Genomic DNA, 15292 nt, shown 5'->3' on the forward strand with positions numbered 1-15292 from the left:
AATGATGAATCGATATAAAATGTTCTTTATCATGGTCGCGAACTCCCTGCTGCGGCGGCGTGCGCGCATGGCAATCGCGCTTCTCGCTGTCGCCATCGGCGCGACGATCATCTCGGGCATGATTACGGTCTACAAGGAAGTCCCCGAACAGATGGGGCGGGCGTTCCGTGCCTACGGTGCGAACCTTCTCATCCTGCCGGGTACGGATAAGGGGATGATTCAGGAGGATTCGATTGCCGCCGTACGCAAATCCCTCGCGGGCTATGAGATCGTCGGCATCACTCCATTTTTGTATGATACGCTCCTCATCAACCATCAGACGGTGATGGCGGGCGGCACGGACTTCGCCGTGCTGCAGGAGGTCAGCCCCTATTGGCAGATCCGTGGGGACTGGCCGACACCGGGGGAGAAGGAGATCCTGCTCGGAGCGGAGTTCGCGGCAAAGCTGCGTGTGAATCCCGGCGATACGATTACCGTTTCGGGCGGTGAGGGGACGATTGTGAGTGACTACCGTGTGTCCGGCATTGTCCGCACGGGTGGGAACGAAGAGAACTTCGTCTTTGTTTCGCTGCCCGAGATGCAGAGTATGAAGGGGCGTCCCGGTGAGTTGAGCCTCGCGCAGGTTTCCGTCGTTGCGGGGCAGGATGAGCTGGCACGTGCCGAGGAAAAGATACGCACGGATGTACCCGGGGTTCAGCCCCAGCTCGTCAAGCAGATTGCGCAGTCGGAGGGGACGGTGCTCGGGAAACTTCAAGCGCTCGTGCTCATCGTCACCGTCGTTGTCCTCGTCCTGACGCTCATCTGTGTTTCGACGACGATGATGGCGATTGTGACGGAACGTCGCCGTGAAATCGGTCTGAAGAAGGCGCTCGGCGCGGACAACCGTCACATTGTCGCGGAGTTTTTCGGCGAGGGGTGCCTCCTCGGTGCGCTCGGCGGCGTGCTCGGCTCGGGCTTCGGCTATCTCTTTGCACAGAGTGTCAGTGTCAACGTATTCGGGCGTGGGATTGAGTTCTCGGCGACCATCGTCGTCGTTGCACTCGTCATGTCCATCTTTGTCACGGGGCTTGCGTCGCTTCTGCCGGTACGTATTGCAACGAATGTTGATCCCGCAATCATCCTGCGCGGCGAATGAGTTAGGAGGAAAAAGCAATGAGTTTGCTTGAACTGCGGCACGTCTCCAAGGCGTACAACGAGAAGGTGCTCGCTCTGGACGATGTCAATCTGAAGGTGGAAAAAGGCGAATGGCTCGCCGTTATGGGTCCCTCCGGCTCGGGAAAGTCCACGCTCATGAACATCATCGGCTGTATGGACAGCGCGACGAGCGGCGAGGTTATCCTCGACGGCGATGTGCTGACCGATGCGACGCCGGAGGAACTGACGCGCTACCGCCGTGACAAGATCGGCATTGTCTTTCAGCAGTTCCACATGATCCCGTACCTTACGGCGGTTGAAAACATCATGGTCGCCCAGTATTACCACAGTATGCCCGATCGTGACGAAGCGATGGCGGCGTTGGAGCGTGTCGGACTTGCCGACCGTGCGAGCCACCTGCCCAGTCAGCTCTCGGGCGGTGAGCAGCAGCGCGTCTGTATCGCGCGCGCCCTCATCAACTATCCCGTCCTCATCCTTGCGGATGAGCCGACGGGCAACCTCGACGAGAAGAACCAGAAGCTCGTCATGAAGATCTTCCATGAGCTGCACGATGAGGGACATACGATCCTCACCGTGACCCACTCCGCCGAGGTCGGCGAGGAGGCGCAGCGCTGCGTCATCATCGAACATGGGCATATGCGTGAAAGGACGGCGGAATGATGAAGAAAAGCGTATTGGGAATAGCTGTACTTTTCTCAGTTGGTGTGATGCTCACGGGCTGCGGCGATGAGAAAAAGGAAGCACCGAAAAACGATGCGAAGCCTGCCGCACAGGCGGTGTCGATTGATCTGACGGGCGCGAAGGACGGAACGTTTTCCGCAGACAGCGCAGAGCATCCGCAGCTCGGGCATTCACACGTCGAACTGACGATTGCAGGCGGAGCGATTACCAAGGTCGTTCATACGGGCTTTGACAAGGACGGCAAGGTGAAGGACGAGAACTACGGCGCGGACAAGCCCGAGGGCGTGCGCAAAAAGGCGCAGAACGCCTACAAGGCGATCGGCTCGTATGCAAGCCAGCTTGAGTCAAAGAAGGATCTCGCGAAGGTCGATGCCATCGCGGGCGCAACCGTCAGTTATGACCAGTTTAACGAAGCCGTTGCAAAGGCGGTCGAAGCGGCGAAGAAGTAAATCGTATACAGATAAAATGGAAGTCGTCATACATCTTGTATGGCGGCTTCTCTTCATATGTGGTAGAATAAAGAGCGTGATATAGTCAGGAGGAATATGATGATAGACGATGCAAAATTATTGGAGACGGTTATTTCAGAATTTGAGGCGCTGACGCACATCCCACGCCCGTCGGGGCATGAGAAAGCCGTCAGCGACTATCTGAAGAAGCGCTTCGGGGAGATCGGCTGCAAGGTGACGCAGGATGAGTTTCTGAACATTATCGCGGAACTCCCTGCGACAAAGGGCTGCGAGGCTGCGCCGCGCACGATCCTGCAGGGACATATGGACATGGTCTGCGTCGCAAGGCCGGGAGTTGCATACGATCCGCTGACCGACCCGATCAAACTCGTGCGCACGGAGAAAGCTCTGACGGCGGATGGGACGAGTCTCGGGGGCGACGACGGCATCGGTGTTGCGGAGATTTTGACGGCGATGCAGTACGCGGAAGAACATGGAGCACTGCGTGCGATCATTACGGTGGATGAGGAGCAGGGGATGTCGGGGGCGCGTCATCTCTCTGCCGACCATTTGAAGGATGCACGTTTTCTCATCAACTGCGACTCCGAGGATTATCATATCATGACCGTTGGCAGTGCGGGCAGTGTCAACCTCGACTTTTCACGCACGCTCTCGCGCAGGGTGTCGGAGCTGCCCGCCTACCACATCTCCGTGGAGGGACTTCTCGGCGGGCACTCGGGCGAGCGCATCGGTGACGGACGCGGCAACGCGATCCGGACACTCGCGCTTGCCTTGCAGGCTCTTGAGGAGCACGGAAAAATTGAGCTTGTCACGTTCACGGGCGGCACGGCGCGCAATGCGATCCCTCCGACGGCAGAGGCGGTTATCCGAACGGGCATCGTCGAGCGTGAAATCGTGAACGTGCTTGTGGAGGAAGAAAAGCGTTTCCATGCGCTCTACGGTACGGTCGATCCTGCGATGAAGTTCGCGTTCAAGACGGTGGCGCATACAGGGCGCGTGGTCGGTGCGGAGGAGCAGCACGACCTCATCGCCCTGCTCACACTCCTTCGTACGGGGGTGTACGATATGTCGCACCTTCATGCGGACAAGGTCGAGACCTCGGCAAATCTCGGCGTTCTCCATATGGATGAAAACGAGGTATGTGTTCAGTTCTTCCCGCGTTCTTCGGTGAATGAGCGTCTGGATGAAATCGCTGCGATGGCGCGAACGATGGCAGAGCTCACGAATTTTAATCTCGCGGTGGGTGCACAGTCGCCCGCATGGCGTGAGCGTGCGGAGAGCCGTCTCGCGCAGATCATGGGCGAGGTCTATGCTGCACACAACGATGGTGTGCAAATGACGGTTGAGAGCATCCATGCGGGGCTTGAAACAAGCTGGCACGCAGCGAAGAATCCGGACCTCGACATGGTGTCCATCGGTGTGACATCGACGGGCATCCATACACCGGATGAGCGCGTCGAGGTTGCGACGATTGTGCCGGAGGCGAAGCTGATGATGGAAACGCTGCGCCGCATTTCGCAGGAAAAGGCATAGCCCGCACGATACCGCCATGAACATTCTCAATTAGTTTTTCATCTCTATAGAAAAAAGATGTACACTGTGCTATACTATTCTCATTGATTGTGATTATATATTGGAGAGTTATCCTGCAATAACACATGGAGGGAAAAATATGGCAGAGACCTACACAATGGAGGATCTGAAAAAACGTCTGCAGGCAACGCAGCGCAAGATGACACCGCAGCGGCAGATCGTCCTGCAGGTGATCCTCGATCATCCGAGCGAGCATCTGAGCGCGGAGAAGATCTATGACATCCTGCGCGGCACAGAGTCGGAGATCGGCCTTGCGACCGTGTACCGCAGCCTTGAGATTCTCGTGTCGCTCGGAATTCTGCAGAAGATCGAATTCGGCAAGGAATTTGACAAGCGCAATAAGGGTTCGTACTCCTACGAGCTGAACCCGATTGATCCGAATCAGCATTTTCATCATCATCTCATCTGCACGGAGTGCAAGGAGATCTCGGAGTTCGAGGAGGATATGCTCGACCATCTCGAAGAGGACATCTTTAAGAAAACGGGCTTCAAGGTGGAGAACCATCAGGCGAAGTTCTTCGGGATCTGTAAGAAATGTCAGGAGCAGCAGAAAAAGGCGTGAAAATCCGGTCGCTCACAATTAACAGCAGCGCCGAGGTCATTGTCAAAATCGTCCGCGAGGTATTGACGCTCTTCAAGGTGGAGATCGTCGGGCGGACAGGGGAGGCGGATTACGCCCAGCTGTCGGTGGTGAATCGGCAGTCGGGCTGTGAGCCGCCTTCTGTCATGACAGAGGTATTCCTCTTTGCCAATGACGGTGCGTGTGAGAAATTCGTATTTTCCGCAGACGGCAAGGCGGACGAAATGCCGCGTGCTGCTGTACATCGCGGCATCAAGCGAAATGTCTACGCATTCTTTCGCACGCGTTTCGCTTTGGCACCTGCGCCGTGGGGCATTCTCCACGGGGTGCGTCCGACGAAGATTGTCCACCGCTGGCTGCGTGCGGGGATGATCCCCGAGGAAATCGTTGCGCGTCTCAGCGAGGACTACGATTGCAGCGCGGGTAAGGCACGGCTCATCACGGATGTTGCCGTCCGTCAGCTGCCGTTTCTCGCGCACAGCGATGCGCGAACGGTGAGCATCTATGTCGGTATTCCGTTCTGCCTCTCGCGCTGCCTCTACTGCTCCTTTCCGTCGAATCTGCTCCCGTCGGAGAAGAAGCTGCGCACCTTTATGGATGTGCTTGCGCGTGACCTTGCCGCGGCGGCAGAGGATGTGCGGTCACTCGGGCTGACGGTCGAGAGTATTTACATCGGCGGCGGCACGCCGACCAGTTTGCCGCATGATTTTTTTGCCGAAATGCTCAAAATGGTATATAATGCCTTTTATGGGTCAACGGTTGCGGAGTTCACGGTAGAGGCAGGTCGCCCCGACAGTATGAGCGCGGAGAAGATTGCAGCGATGAAAGAGCACGCGGTGACGCGCGTGAGTGTCAATCCGCAGTCGATGCAGGCAAAGACGCTGGAGCGCATCGGGCGGAATCACACACCCGATGATGTTGTGCGTATGGTGCATGAGATCCGCGCGGCATTCGATGTACACATCAATATGGATGTGATTCTGGGACTGCCGGGGGAAACGGCGGCGGATGTGGCACGGACGATGGCGGCGGTGACGGCACTTGCGCCCGATGACATCACGGTTCATGCACTTGCCCTCAAGCGCGGCTCGAATCTCAGGCGCAGGATGGAGACGGAGCACGTCGCGCTGCCCTCGGATGCGGAGACCCTGCGCATGAGTGAGGTCGCCGTACGTGCTGTGGAGGCAGCGGGTTACCGCCCGTACTATCTCTATCGGCAGGGCTATATGAGCGGCGATCTTGAGAATGTCGGCTATGCCCGCGCAGGTGCCGAGAGCATCTACAACATTCAGATCATGGAGGAGCAGCAGACGATCATCGGCATCGGCGGCGCCGCTACGACAAAGGTGCTCGGCATCCGCAGCGGTCGTATGCACGCGGTGTTCAACGCAAAGGATCTCGTGACCTATCTGCGCGATATTGACATCTATATGGAAAAACGCCGTGCGCTCCTGCGTGCGGAGTACGAGGAGGAAACGCCCTGATGCTGACGAATGCGCCACGGGGAACAAAGGACATACTGCCCGATACGGTGGGTGCGTGGACACATGTGGAGAACGTCATCCGCGATCTCTGCGCCCGCTATGGCTACCACGAGATCCGTACGCCGGTCTTTGAGCACACGGAGCTGTTTCAGCGTGGGATCGGCGACGGTACGGATGTCGTGGACAAGGAGATGTATACCTTTACCGACCGCGGCGACCGCAGTCTGACACTGCGCCCGGAGAATACGGCATCCGCCGTGCGCGCCTATCTGCAGAACAAACTCTATGCGGATGGGGGGCTGCAGAAGCTCTTTTACATCGGCTCGATGTTTCGCTATGACCGCCCGCAGGCGGGGCGTATGCGCGAGTTTCACCAGTTCGGTGTGGAGGCAATCGGCGGAGAGAGTCCTGCCGTGGATGCCGAGGCGATTCTGCTCGCGTACGATTTCCTCACGACACTTGGTCTAAAGGGGCTGACGCTCAAGCTGAACTCCGTCGGCTGTCCGAACTGCCGCCCCGTCTATCGGGAGCGTTTGCAGGCGTATTTCAAGGAGCATTTGCCCGCGCTCTGCGGCGATTGTCAGGATCGCTACACGCGAAGCCCTCTGCGGATTCTCGACTGCAAGGCGGACGCAGACAAGCCGTTTATGGCGGGCGCACCTGCGATTACGGACTGCCTGTGCGCGGAGTGCTCCACACATTTTGAGGCGGTACAGGCGCATCTGACGAATGCGGGTGTGACGTACGAGCTTGATCCACGTCTCGTGCGCGGTTTGGACTATTACACGCGGACGGCGTTTGAGATCGCCTATCCGCCGCTCGGTGCGCAGAGTGCTGTTGCGGGCGGCGGTCGCTATGACGGGCTTGTCGAGGAGCTCGGCGGCAGTCCGACGCCTGCGGTCGGATTTGCGGCGGGATTGGAGCGCGTGCTGCTCGCACTGGAGCAGCAGCATCTCCTGCCGGAGCCTCCCCCTGCGGCGGATGTCTTTCTCATCGCGCTCGGGGAGACTGCGGCAGCGGCTGCGTTCCCGCTGCTGCACGATCTGCGGCAGGGCGGTGTATGTACTCTGATGGACTATGCGGGGCGCAGCATGAAGGCGCAGATGAAACAGGCGAACAAGTCCGGTGCACGCTATGCCGTTATTCTCGGCGAGGATGAACTCGCGAGGCATGAGGCAGTTGTGCGGGATATGATGGAGAGCACGCAGGAGACATATTCTCTTGACGATATGGTAAAACGATTGATTTCTGAGGTGAAGGGCTGAGATGGAAACGATGCAGGGACTCAAACGGACACATGACTGCGGTACGCTCCGCAAGGAGCAGGTCGGCGGGGAGGTAACGCTGTGCGGCTGGGTGTCGCGCCGCCGCGACCACGGCGGGCTGATCTTTGTCGATATGCGCGATCGCTCGGGCTTTGTGCAGATCGTCTTTGACGAGGCGGCGATGGCAGAGGGCACGTTCCACGAGGCGGAGATGCTGCGCTCGGAGTTTGTCATCTGTGTGCGCGGCACGGTGCGTGCGCGCAGTGCGGAGACGGTGAATCCGAATATGGCGACGGGTGAGATCGAGATCGTCGTCAGCGAGCTGCGGATTTTGAACAAGGCAAAGACCCCGCCGTTCTACATTCAGGACGGCATCGACGTGGACGAGATGATCCGTCTGCGCTATCGCTATCTCGATCTGCGCCGTCCCGAGATGCAGGAGAATATCATGCTGCGCCATCGTGTGACGAAGATCATGCGCGACTTCTTTGACCGGAACGGCTTCCTTGAGATCGAGACACCGATGCTCTGCAAGAGCACGCCCGAGGGCGCACGCGACTTCCTTGTGCCGAGCCGCCTCAATGCGGGCGAGTTCTACGCGCTGCCGCAGTCGCCGCAGATCTTCAAGCAGCTCCTCATGGTTTCTGGCTTTGAGAAGTATTTCCAGATTGTGCGCTGCTTCCGCGATGAGGATCTGCGTGCCGACCGTCAGCCCGAGTTCACGCAGCTTGATATTGAGATGTCCTTCATGGATCAGGACTCCATTCTCACGCTGATGGAGGAGATGGTGAAGGATCTCTTCGAGAAGAGTATGGGCGTGAAGGTTGACACTCCGCTGCGCCGGATGTCGTGGGACGAGGCGATGGAGCGTTTCGGCTCGGACAAGCCCGATCTGCGCTTCGGTATGGAATTGCAGGACATCACGGACTACGTCGGTGGCTCGGAGTTCAAGGTGTTCAATGCCGTCATGGAGGCGGGCGGCCGCGTCAAGGTCATCAACGTTGAGGGTTACGCGAACATTCCGCGCCGCGAACTGGACGGACTTGTTTCCTACGTGCAGGGGTACGGGGCGAAGGGGCTCGCGTGGATTCAGTACACGGAGGAGGGCGTAAAGTCGCCCTTCAAGAAGTTCTATTCGGATGAGACGTTCGAAACGATCAAGAACGCCGTCGGGGCAAAGACGGGCGATCTCCTGCTCGTCGTCGCCGATCAGCCCGCTGTCGTGGCACAGGCACTCGGCGAACTGCGCCTTGAAATGGGTCGCCGGCGGGGGCTGATTGACCCCGACGCATTGTCCTTCCTCTGGGTCGTGGACTTCCCGATGTTCGAGTACAGTGCGGAGGAGAAGCGTTACAAGGCTATGCACCATCCGTTCACCGCGCCGCGCGACGAGGACATTCCATTGCTCGCGACCGACCCGGGACGCGTCAAGGCGAACGCCTATGACATGGTGCTGAACGGCGTTGAGATCGGCGGCGGCAGTCTGCGTATTTACCGCAGCGATCTGCAGGAGCAGGTCTTTGAGACGCTGGGCTTTGCGCCCGAGGAGGCGCGTGAGCGCTTCGGCTTTATGATGAATGCGTTCGAGTACGGCACGCCGCCGCATGGCGGACTTGCGTTCGGTCTGGATCGCCTCGTCATGATTATGGCGAAGCGCCGCAGTATCCGCGATGTCATTCCGTTCCCCAAGACGCAGAGCGCATCGGATGTCATGTGCGAAGCACCGTCGCCGGTTGACGAGAAGCAGCTGCGCGAACTCTACATCCGCACGGCTGTACCGAAGAAAAAGACGGAAAATGCCGCGCAGTAAGAATTGAAAACAGGAGGGCGTCGGTATGGCGCTCTCTTTTCACGATGCAGGAGGAAGTGTTCCTTGGCTAAGCGGGTTAATATTTTAGGTGTCGAGGTCGATGCGGTCACGATGGCGGAGGCGGTTGCCGCCGTGCGCTCCTATATGGACGCGCGTGCGAATGTGATGATCGCCACGGCGAACGCGGAGATGATCATGCGTGCGACGCATGACAAGGAACTCTGTACAGTTCTCAATGCGGCGGCACTTGTTGTGCCGGACGGTGCGGGGACGGTCTGGGCGGCACGCCATCTGGGGTTCGCGATGCCCGAGCGCGTTGCGGGTTATGACCTCGCACAGGAACTGATGCGCGGCGCACCTGCCGAGGGGCGGCGCGTCTACTTCTTCGGCTCTGCGCCCGGCGTTGCGGAGAAGGCGAAGGCAAAGGCGGAGCACCTGTACCCCGGCATTGAGATCGTCGGTGTGCGTAATGGCTTCTTCAAACCGGAGGACAATGCGGCGATCATTGCGGCGATTCGTGCGGCAAAACCGGATCTCCTGCTTGTCGCGCTCGGCGTGCCAAAACAGGAGAAGTGGATCGCCGCGCATCTGGCGGAGCTCGGCGTGCCCGTTGCGATTGGTGTCGGCGGGACACTCGACGTGATGGCGGGCGTGATGAAGCGCGCGCCGCACTGGATGCAGAAGGCAAAACTCGAATGGCTCTTTCGCGGGATGCTTCAGCCGAAGCGTGCGGGGCGATTGCTTGCACTGCCGAAATTCGTGTGGAAGGTACACGCCTCGCGAAAATAAAAGCCGTATCTGTGGACAAAGAATAGGCTTTCCATTATAATTGGAGAAGCATAATGTGCAGGATTGTACTCCAAAGCAAACCCTAGTGAAGCAAGCGGGAAAAGTACACGTTCTGCCCCCTGCGGATTTCTTTCGTTCAAGCGAAGCGCGTTTAAGAAGTCCGCAGGTATTTAGGCAGATAAGTGTACGACCGCTTGCGTAACGAGGTGGTTGCGTGGAGTACAATATGAAACATGAAAATCCTCAGAGTTTTTATAAGGAGGCGGATGCGCATGGTCATTGTAAGCGAGGGCTATAAGTTTATCGGCGCGGCGCTTATTTTGGCTGTTATTCTCGGATTCTTTGCACATCCGTACGCGGCGATTCCGTTTGTCGTGCTCGCGTGCTACTTTGCATATTTCTTCCGCAGTCCTGCGCGTGAGATCGTGCAGGACGTGAACCACATTCTCTCCCCCGCAGACGGAACGGTCACGGAGATTTCGCCCGTCGGGATGGACGACTTCGTGGGCGAGCGGTGCAACAAGATCGTCATCTTTATGTCGGTGTTCAACGTACACGTCAACCGCAGTCCCATCAATGGGGAGATCAAGCTGCAGAGATACTACTGTGGACGATTTCAGCCCGCATATAAGGACGAGGTCGGCTTTGAGAACGAACACCACTTGATCGGTATTGATCGCGGGGATCTGCGCATTACGGTGAAGCAGATCGCGGGCATACTCGCACGCCGCATCGTTTCGTGGGTGACGCTCGATGATCAGCTGCGGCAGGGGGACATCTACGGCATGATTCGTTTTGGCTCGTGCCTTGAGATCGTTATGCCCGAGCGTGCAGCGATCTTAGTGAAAAAGGGCGAAAAGGTGCAGGGCGGCAAAACCGTTCTGGGGAGGCTTGAAAGCAAATGAATTACAGACGGTTTCTGCCGAATCTGTGTACGGCGATGAATCTTGTCTTTGGTATGTGCTCCATCCTCGCGACGGTGGAGGGACATCTCGACTGGGGCGCGCTCTTTATTTTCTGTGCGCTCATCGCGGATGGACTGGACGGGCGTATTGCCCGCGCGTTCGGCGTGTCGAGCGAGTTCGGCAAGGAGATGGATTCCCTCTGTGACCTCGGCTCGTTCGGCGTTGCCCCCGCGCTTCTCGCGTGGTCGCTCGCCCTGCACAACTATGGTGCTCTCGGCGCTCTTGTGACGATCTTCTTTGCGGTCTGCGGGATGTGGCGGCTCACGCGCTTCAACGTGAATGCGGGCGTGGTACACGGTTACTTTATGGGGCTTGCGATTCCGGCGGGCGGCAATCTCATCGCCATGTCGACGTGGCTGTTCCTCGAACTCGGTATCAATCCGACGGCATTTGGGCTTGCCTATCCCGTCGTTGTTGCACTGACGGCGTATCTGATGGTCAGTCATGTACACTATCCCGACTTCAAGGGCGGTGGGGAGAAAATCTATACGGCGTCGAAGCTCTTTGCACTTGCAGTTTTTGTTGGGATTCTGTACGTTGGCAGCGCGGCACCGCTTCCCGCCGTCTTTGCGGGGATCTTCGCGACCTATGCGCTCTTTGGGATTGTCAATCACACAATTGCCTTTATGGCGGGTGCAAAGGAAGGCTGAAGCCGCATGACTGAGTTCATTCAACTTGTCTCGTCCCATCTGCCGACACATGTCTTTGACATTGTTATGGTGCCCATGCAGATCATCATTTTGCTCTTTACCCTCTATTTCTTCTGCATCGGCTTCTGCTGTCTTTGGCGGCGCAGGGAGAAAAAGATCCTGACCCCCGAAAAGACATTTGCCGTCGTGGTCGCCGCGCACAACGAGGCGGCGGTCATTGGGCAGCTGATCGAGAATCTGAAACGCCTCGACTACCCCGAGGAACTGTATGATATATTTGTCATTGCAGACAACTGTACGGACGAAACGGCACAGATCGCGGGAGATGCGGGGGCGATTGTCTGTGAGCGCACGCATCCGACGAAGAAGAGCAAGGGCTTTGCACTTGAGTGGATGTTTGAACGCCTCTTCGAGATGGATAGGGAATATGACGCGATTGCGATCTTCGACGCGGACAACCTCGTTCATCCGAACTTTCTCAAGGAGATGAACAACCGCCTCCTCAAGGGGGATAAGGTCATTCAGGGCTTTCTCGATGCGAAAAATCCCTATGATACATGGGTTGCGGGTACATTTGCCATCGCGTTCTGGGTCATTGACCACATCTCCCATCTCGCCAAGACGAACATCGGGCTTTCGGCGTGTCTCGGCGGCACGGGCATGTGCATTACGACAGACGTGTTGAAACGGCACGGTTGGCGTGCGACCTGTCTTACGGAGGACATGGAGTTCACGATGAAGCTGCTCGCGGAGGGGATTAAGACGACGTGGGCGCACGATGCCATTGTTTACGATGAGAAACCGCTGACGTTCAAACAGGCGTGGAATCAGCGCCGCCGCTGGGCACAGGGGCAGTTTGACGTGGCGCACCGCTTCATCCCGACGATGCTCCGCGAGGGATGGAAGCGGCGCGACATCCGCATCTGGGACGGCTGCATCTATCTGCTTCAGCCGCATTTTCTGATGATCTCTACGTTTTTTATCATCATCAGCTATGTGCAGCTTGCCTTCCCGCCGTTTTACACGAGCATCTACAAGTTCCTGCCGTCGCAGCTCATGACCGCCATCATGATCGGGCAGTACGTCCTGCCCATGATCATCCTCATCAAGGTGCGTGCAAAGCTGAAGGCATGGTTCTATCTGCTGCTCTATCCCGTGTTCATCTACTCGTGGATTCCGATCATCTTCCTCGGATTCATCCACCGCAACGAGCACGAGTGGAGCCATACGAAGCATACACGCGCCATGAGCATGGACGAGGTCATGAGCGACGTGAAATAACAAAAGGCTGCTGCATAAGTGCGGCAGCCTTTTCCATAAAAGGAGAACACTATGTATACATTACGCGTCGAAGGCGCATTCGAGGCGGCGCACCGCGTCGTGAACTATCCCGGCAAATGCGACCGCCTGCACGGACACAACTGGGTGGTCGAGGCGACATTTCAGGGCACGCGGCTCGATGAGCTCGGTATGCTGATCGACTTCAAGATTGCAAGAAAAGCGCTTGCCGAAATATTGGACGGCTTCGACCACTACTATCTGAACGACTTCCCCCCGTTCAACGAGGGGGTAAACCCCACGGCGGAAAATCTGGCGCGCATTATCTACGAACGGCTTGCGGCGTGTGCGGAGGTGCAGGCATCCCCTGCGGAGCTGACTGCGCTGACCGTCTGGGAGTCGCCGAAGTCCTCCGTCACCTATACGAAGGATTGATATGGGCGAGAACATCATCGAGATCTTCTCCTCCATACAGGGCGAGGGGAAATACGTCGGCTGCCGGCAGGTGTTTGTGCGCCTTGAGGGGTGCAATCTCAACTGTACCTACTGCGATACGGAGAATGAGATCGGACGGCATCCCGTCTGCATGGTTGAGGAGCAGGCGGGGACGCACGAACTCGTTTCATACGAAAATCCGCTTTCCGCACAGCAGGTGGCGGAGATTGTCGCGCATCTTGCGGGCGATGTCCCGCACCACTCGCTCAGTATCACGGGCGGTGAGCCGCTGCTTCATGTGCCGTTTATCAAGGAACTTGCCGCGCATATCGACCTGCCCATTTTCCTTGAAACAAATGGAACGCTCGATAAGGCACTCGCGGAGTGCATTGACTGCATTTCGCACATCAGCATGGATCTGAAACTTCCCGATGTCCTGTCCGCGCCTGTCTGGGATGCGCACGCACGATTTCTCGAAGCTGCACGCGCCGTGGATGTCTATGTGAAGGTTGTTGTCGCGGCACAGACGTGCGCAGAGGATGTGGAGTATGCGGCGCGTCTTGTCGCCGCGATCGCACCCGAGACACTTCTCATCCTCCAACCCGTCACGCCCTACGGCGGCTGTACTGCGCCCACGCCCGCACGCCTCCTCGAACTCCAACGCATCGCCCTGCGTCACATTTCCGATGTCCGCATTATCCCGCAGACCCACCGAATGATGGATTTGCTGTGAAACATTGTTTCATTTATCACGAAAAACTATTGACGGATATGGTAAACTAAACAGAAAGTGATACGTAGTTACTATAAGAAAGCGAATATATATGAAGATCATTGACGCTCATCTGCACTTTGGCAGAGGGGAGTATTTTGATACGGCGGCACGGACGGCGGGACACGAGAATACGGAGGAGGCGCTGCGCCGTGACTTCCGTGCGTCCGGCATCGTCCACGCCATCATCATGGGCAATCTGCCTGTGGAGGAAACGAATCCGAACTATCCCGATATTTTTCACTATTGCGTCGGCATTGGCGGCGACGGTGTGACGGAGATCGCGCAGGGGCGCATCGAAAAGCTCTTGCCCGCACTCGAACAACATCTAAAAAAGGAACGGTGCGTCGGCGTCAAGCTCTATCCGGGTTATCATTATTTCTATATCTATGACGATATGCTTGCGCCTGTCTACGAACTCGCCGCGCAGTACCAGAAGTCCGTCGCCGTACACACTGGGCTGACGGCGACGGAGAAGGCACTGCTGAAATACGCGCACCCGAATGTGATGGATGAGGCGGCGACGAAGTTCCGTGATGTGCATTTCGTCATGTGTCATTTGGGTGAACCGTATTTCACGGACGCCGTCGCTGTGATGGAGAAGAATCCGAATGTGAGTGCCGATCTCTCGGGGATGCTTGCGGGTAAAATTCAGGATTTTGCGTTATTCTGTACGCGCAAGAAGTTCTACATCGAGCAGCTGCACGGCTGGCTCGCTTATCTCAATGCCTATGACCGTCTGATGTTCGGGACGGATTGGCCGCTTGCGAATTTTGATGACTACATCGCGTTCACAAAGCTGCTCATCCCCGAGGAGTATTGGAATGCGGTGTTCTATGACAATGCTGTGCGAATCTACAATTTACAACTATAATGCAGAGTAAGGGAAAATCTATGGCGATACTGGAAATCAAAAAGGCGGGCGATCCCGTTCTGAAGCAGGTGGCAGAACCGATTGAGCGGCTTACAAAGCGGCATCGGCAGCTGCTCGACGATATGGCGGAGACGATGTACTCCGCCGACGGGGTGGGGCTTGCCGCGCCGCAGGTGGGGAAATCCCTGCGCATTGTGGTGATCGACGTGCAGGACGAGCATGGGCTGCTCGAACTCATCAACCCCGTCATTACGATGCGCGAAGGCTCTGTGGTGGATTCGGAGGGCTGTCTTTCCGTACCGCAGGTCTACGGTGATGTGGAGCGTGCGGAGCGGGTGACGGTGGCGTATACGGATCGGCGCAGCCGCCGGCGGACTCTGACGGCGGAGGGGCTTTTGGCGCGCTGTATTCAGCACGAGTGCGACCATCTCGACGGCAGACTCTTTATCGACATTGCGGTGAGCCTACGCAAGGCGGAAGAAAAGGAGTGA

General features: G+C 57.3%; 16 protein-coding genes. All 16 read left to right on the plus strand.

The features are described 5' to 3' along the window. The first annotated feature begins 1 nt into the window (after position 1). The 16 genes from QU667_RS03590 to def all read left to right on the plus strand — a co-directional run bounded on the left by QU667_RS03590 (position 2) and on the right by def (position 15292). Positions 2-1135: an ABC transporter permease gene (locus QU667_RS03590; RefSeq protein WP_304987958.1), complete on the plus strand. Its 1134-nt coding sequence runs from the start codon at positions 2-4 to the stop codon at positions 1133-1135. Between the two features lie 17 nt (positions 1136-1152). Next, positions 1153-1815, plus strand: coding sequence for an ABC transporter ATP-binding protein (locus QU667_RS03595; RefSeq protein WP_304987959.1), 663 nt, complete (start codon positions 1153-1155; stop codon positions 1813-1815). After that, complete coding sequence (locus QU667_RS03600) at positions 1815-2285, plus strand: FMN-binding protein (RefSeq protein ID WP_304987960.1); 471 nt, start codon at positions 1815-1817, stop codon at positions 2283-2285. Before QU667_RS03595 ends, QU667_RS03600 begins: the two co-directional genes overlap by 1 nt. Before the next feature lie 99 nt (positions 2286-2384). Next, the gene (gene pepD / locus QU667_RS03605; RefSeq protein ID WP_304987961.1) at positions 2385-3839 is read left to right on the plus strand and encodes a beta-Ala-His dipeptidase; all 1455 of its coding nucleotides are present in this window, start codon (positions 2385-2387) and stop codon (positions 3837-3839) included. A 139-nt stretch (positions 3840-3978) separates the two neighbouring features. After that, the gene (locus QU667_RS03610; RefSeq protein WP_304987962.1) at positions 3979-4461 is read left to right on the plus strand and encodes a Fur family transcriptional regulator; all 483 of its coding nucleotides are present in this window, start codon (positions 3979-3981) and stop codon (positions 4459-4461) included. Then, positions 4458-5963: a coproporphyrinogen dehydrogenase HemZ gene (gene hemZ / locus QU667_RS03615; protein WP_304987963.1), complete on the plus strand. Its 1506-nt coding sequence runs from the start codon at positions 4458-4460 to the stop codon at positions 5961-5963. The genes QU667_RS03610 and hemZ overlap by 4 nt, the downstream gene beginning before the upstream one ends. Beyond that, complete coding sequence (hisS, locus tag QU667_RS03620) at positions 5963-7228, plus strand: histidine--tRNA ligase (protein WP_304987964.1); 1266 nt, start codon at positions 5963-5965, stop codon at positions 7226-7228. Before hemZ ends, hisS begins: the two co-directional genes overlap by 1 nt. Before the next feature lies 1 nt (position 7229). Next, positions 7230-9038: an aspartate--tRNA ligase gene (gene aspS, locus QU667_RS03625; RefSeq protein WP_304987965.1), complete on the plus strand. Its 1809-nt coding sequence runs from the start codon at positions 7230-7232 to the stop codon at positions 9036-9038. 63 nt (positions 9039-9101) lie between these two features. Continuing rightward, positions 9102-9827, plus strand: coding sequence for a WecB/TagA/CpsF family glycosyltransferase (locus QU667_RS03630; RefSeq protein WP_304987966.1), 726 nt, complete (start codon positions 9102-9104; stop codon positions 9825-9827). Between the two features lie 272 nt (positions 9828-10099). Beyond that, complete coding sequence (locus QU667_RS03635) at positions 10100-10732, plus strand: phosphatidylserine decarboxylase (protein ID WP_304987967.1); 633 nt, start codon at positions 10100-10102, stop codon at positions 10730-10732. After that, entirely contained in the window at positions 10729-11442 is a 714-nt protein-coding gene (gene pssA, locus QU667_RS03640; RefSeq protein WP_304987968.1) for a CDP-diacylglycerol--serine O-phosphatidyltransferase, read from the plus strand. Before QU667_RS03635 ends, pssA begins: the two co-directional genes overlap by 4 nt. Before the next feature lie 6 nt (positions 11443-11448). After that, positions 11449-12723 carry a glycosyltransferase family 2 protein gene (locus tag QU667_RS03645; protein ID WP_304987969.1) on the plus strand — a complete coding sequence of 425 codons (1275 nt, stop codon included), beginning with the start codon at positions 11449-11451 and terminating at the stop codon, positions 12721-12723. 51 nt (positions 12724-12774) lie between these two features. Continuing rightward, complete coding sequence (queD, locus tag QU667_RS03650) at positions 12775-13155, plus strand: 6-carboxytetrahydropterin synthase QueD (RefSeq protein ID WP_304987970.1); 381 nt, start codon at positions 12775-12777, stop codon at positions 13153-13155. A gap of 1 nt (position 13156) precedes the next feature. After that, positions 13157-13888 (plus strand): 7-carboxy-7-deazaguanine synthase QueE, encoded by a 732-nt coding sequence (locus QU667_RS03655; RefSeq protein WP_304987971.1) that lies wholly within the window; start codon positions 13157-13159, stop codon positions 13886-13888. 91 nt (positions 13889-13979) lie between these two features. Beyond that, positions 13980-14801, plus strand: coding sequence for an amidohydrolase family protein (locus QU667_RS03660; RefSeq protein ID WP_304987972.1), 822 nt, complete (start codon positions 13980-13982; stop codon positions 14799-14801). A gap of 20 nt (positions 14802-14821) precedes the next feature. Next, positions 14822-15292, plus strand: a complete 471-nt coding sequence (def, locus tag QU667_RS03665; RefSeq protein WP_304987973.1) for a peptide deformylase — start codon at positions 14822-14824, stop codon at positions 15290-15292.

It is taken from the genome of Selenomonas dianae (assembly GCF_030644225.1).
Classification (GTDB): Bacteria; Bacillota; Negativicutes; order Selenomonadales; family Selenomonadaceae; genus Centipeda; species Centipeda dianae.

Coding starts and splice junctions, on each gene's coding strand:
- QU667_RS03660 (WP_304987972.1), top strand. CDS start 13,980: ATGAAGATCATTGACGCTCATCTGCACTTTGGCAGAGGGGAGTATTTT.
- QU667_RS03635 (WP_304987967.1), top strand. CDS start 10,100: ATGGTCATTGTAAGCGAGGGCTATAAGTTTATCGGCGCGGCGCTTATT.
- QU667_RS03645 (WP_304987969.1), top strand. CDS start 11,449: ATGACTGAGTTCATTCAACTTGTCTCGTCCCATCTGCCGACACATGTC.
- pssA (WP_304987968.1), top strand. CDS start 10,729: ATGAATTACAGACGGTTTCTGCCGAATCTGTGTACGGCGATGAATCTT.
- QU667_RS03595 (WP_304987959.1), top strand. CDS start 1,153: ATGAGTTTGCTTGAACTGCGGCACGTCTCCAAGGCGTACAACGAGAAG.
- def (WP_304987973.1), top strand. CDS start 14,822: ATGGCGATACTGGAAATCAAAAAGGCGGGCGATCCCGTTCTGAAGCAG.
- QU667_RS03610 (WP_304987962.1), top strand. CDS start 3,979: ATGGCAGAGACCTACACAATGGAGGATCTGAAAAAACGTCTGCAGGCA.
- hisS (WP_304987964.1), top strand. CDS start 5,963: ATGCTGACGAATGCGCCACGGGGAACAAAGGACATACTGCCCGATACG.
- QU667_RS03600 (WP_304987960.1), top strand. CDS start 1,815: ATGAAGAAAAGCGTATTGGGAATAGCTGTACTTTTCTCAGTTGGTGTG.
- queD (WP_304987970.1), top strand. CDS start 12,775: ATGTATACATTACGCGTCGAAGGCGCATTCGAGGCGGCGCACCGCGTC.
- QU667_RS03590 (WP_304987958.1), top strand. CDS start 2: ATGATGAATCGATATAAAATGTTCTTTATCATGGTCGCGAACTCCCTG.
- QU667_RS03655 (WP_304987971.1), top strand. CDS start 13,157: ATGGGCGAGAACATCATCGAGATCTTCTCCTCCATACAGGGCGAGGGG.
- aspS (WP_304987965.1), top strand. CDS start 7,230: ATGGAAACGATGCAGGGACTCAAACGGACACATGACTGCGGTACGCTC.
- pepD (WP_304987961.1), top strand. CDS start 2,385: ATGATAGACGATGCAAAATTATTGGAGACGGTTATTTCAGAATTTGAG.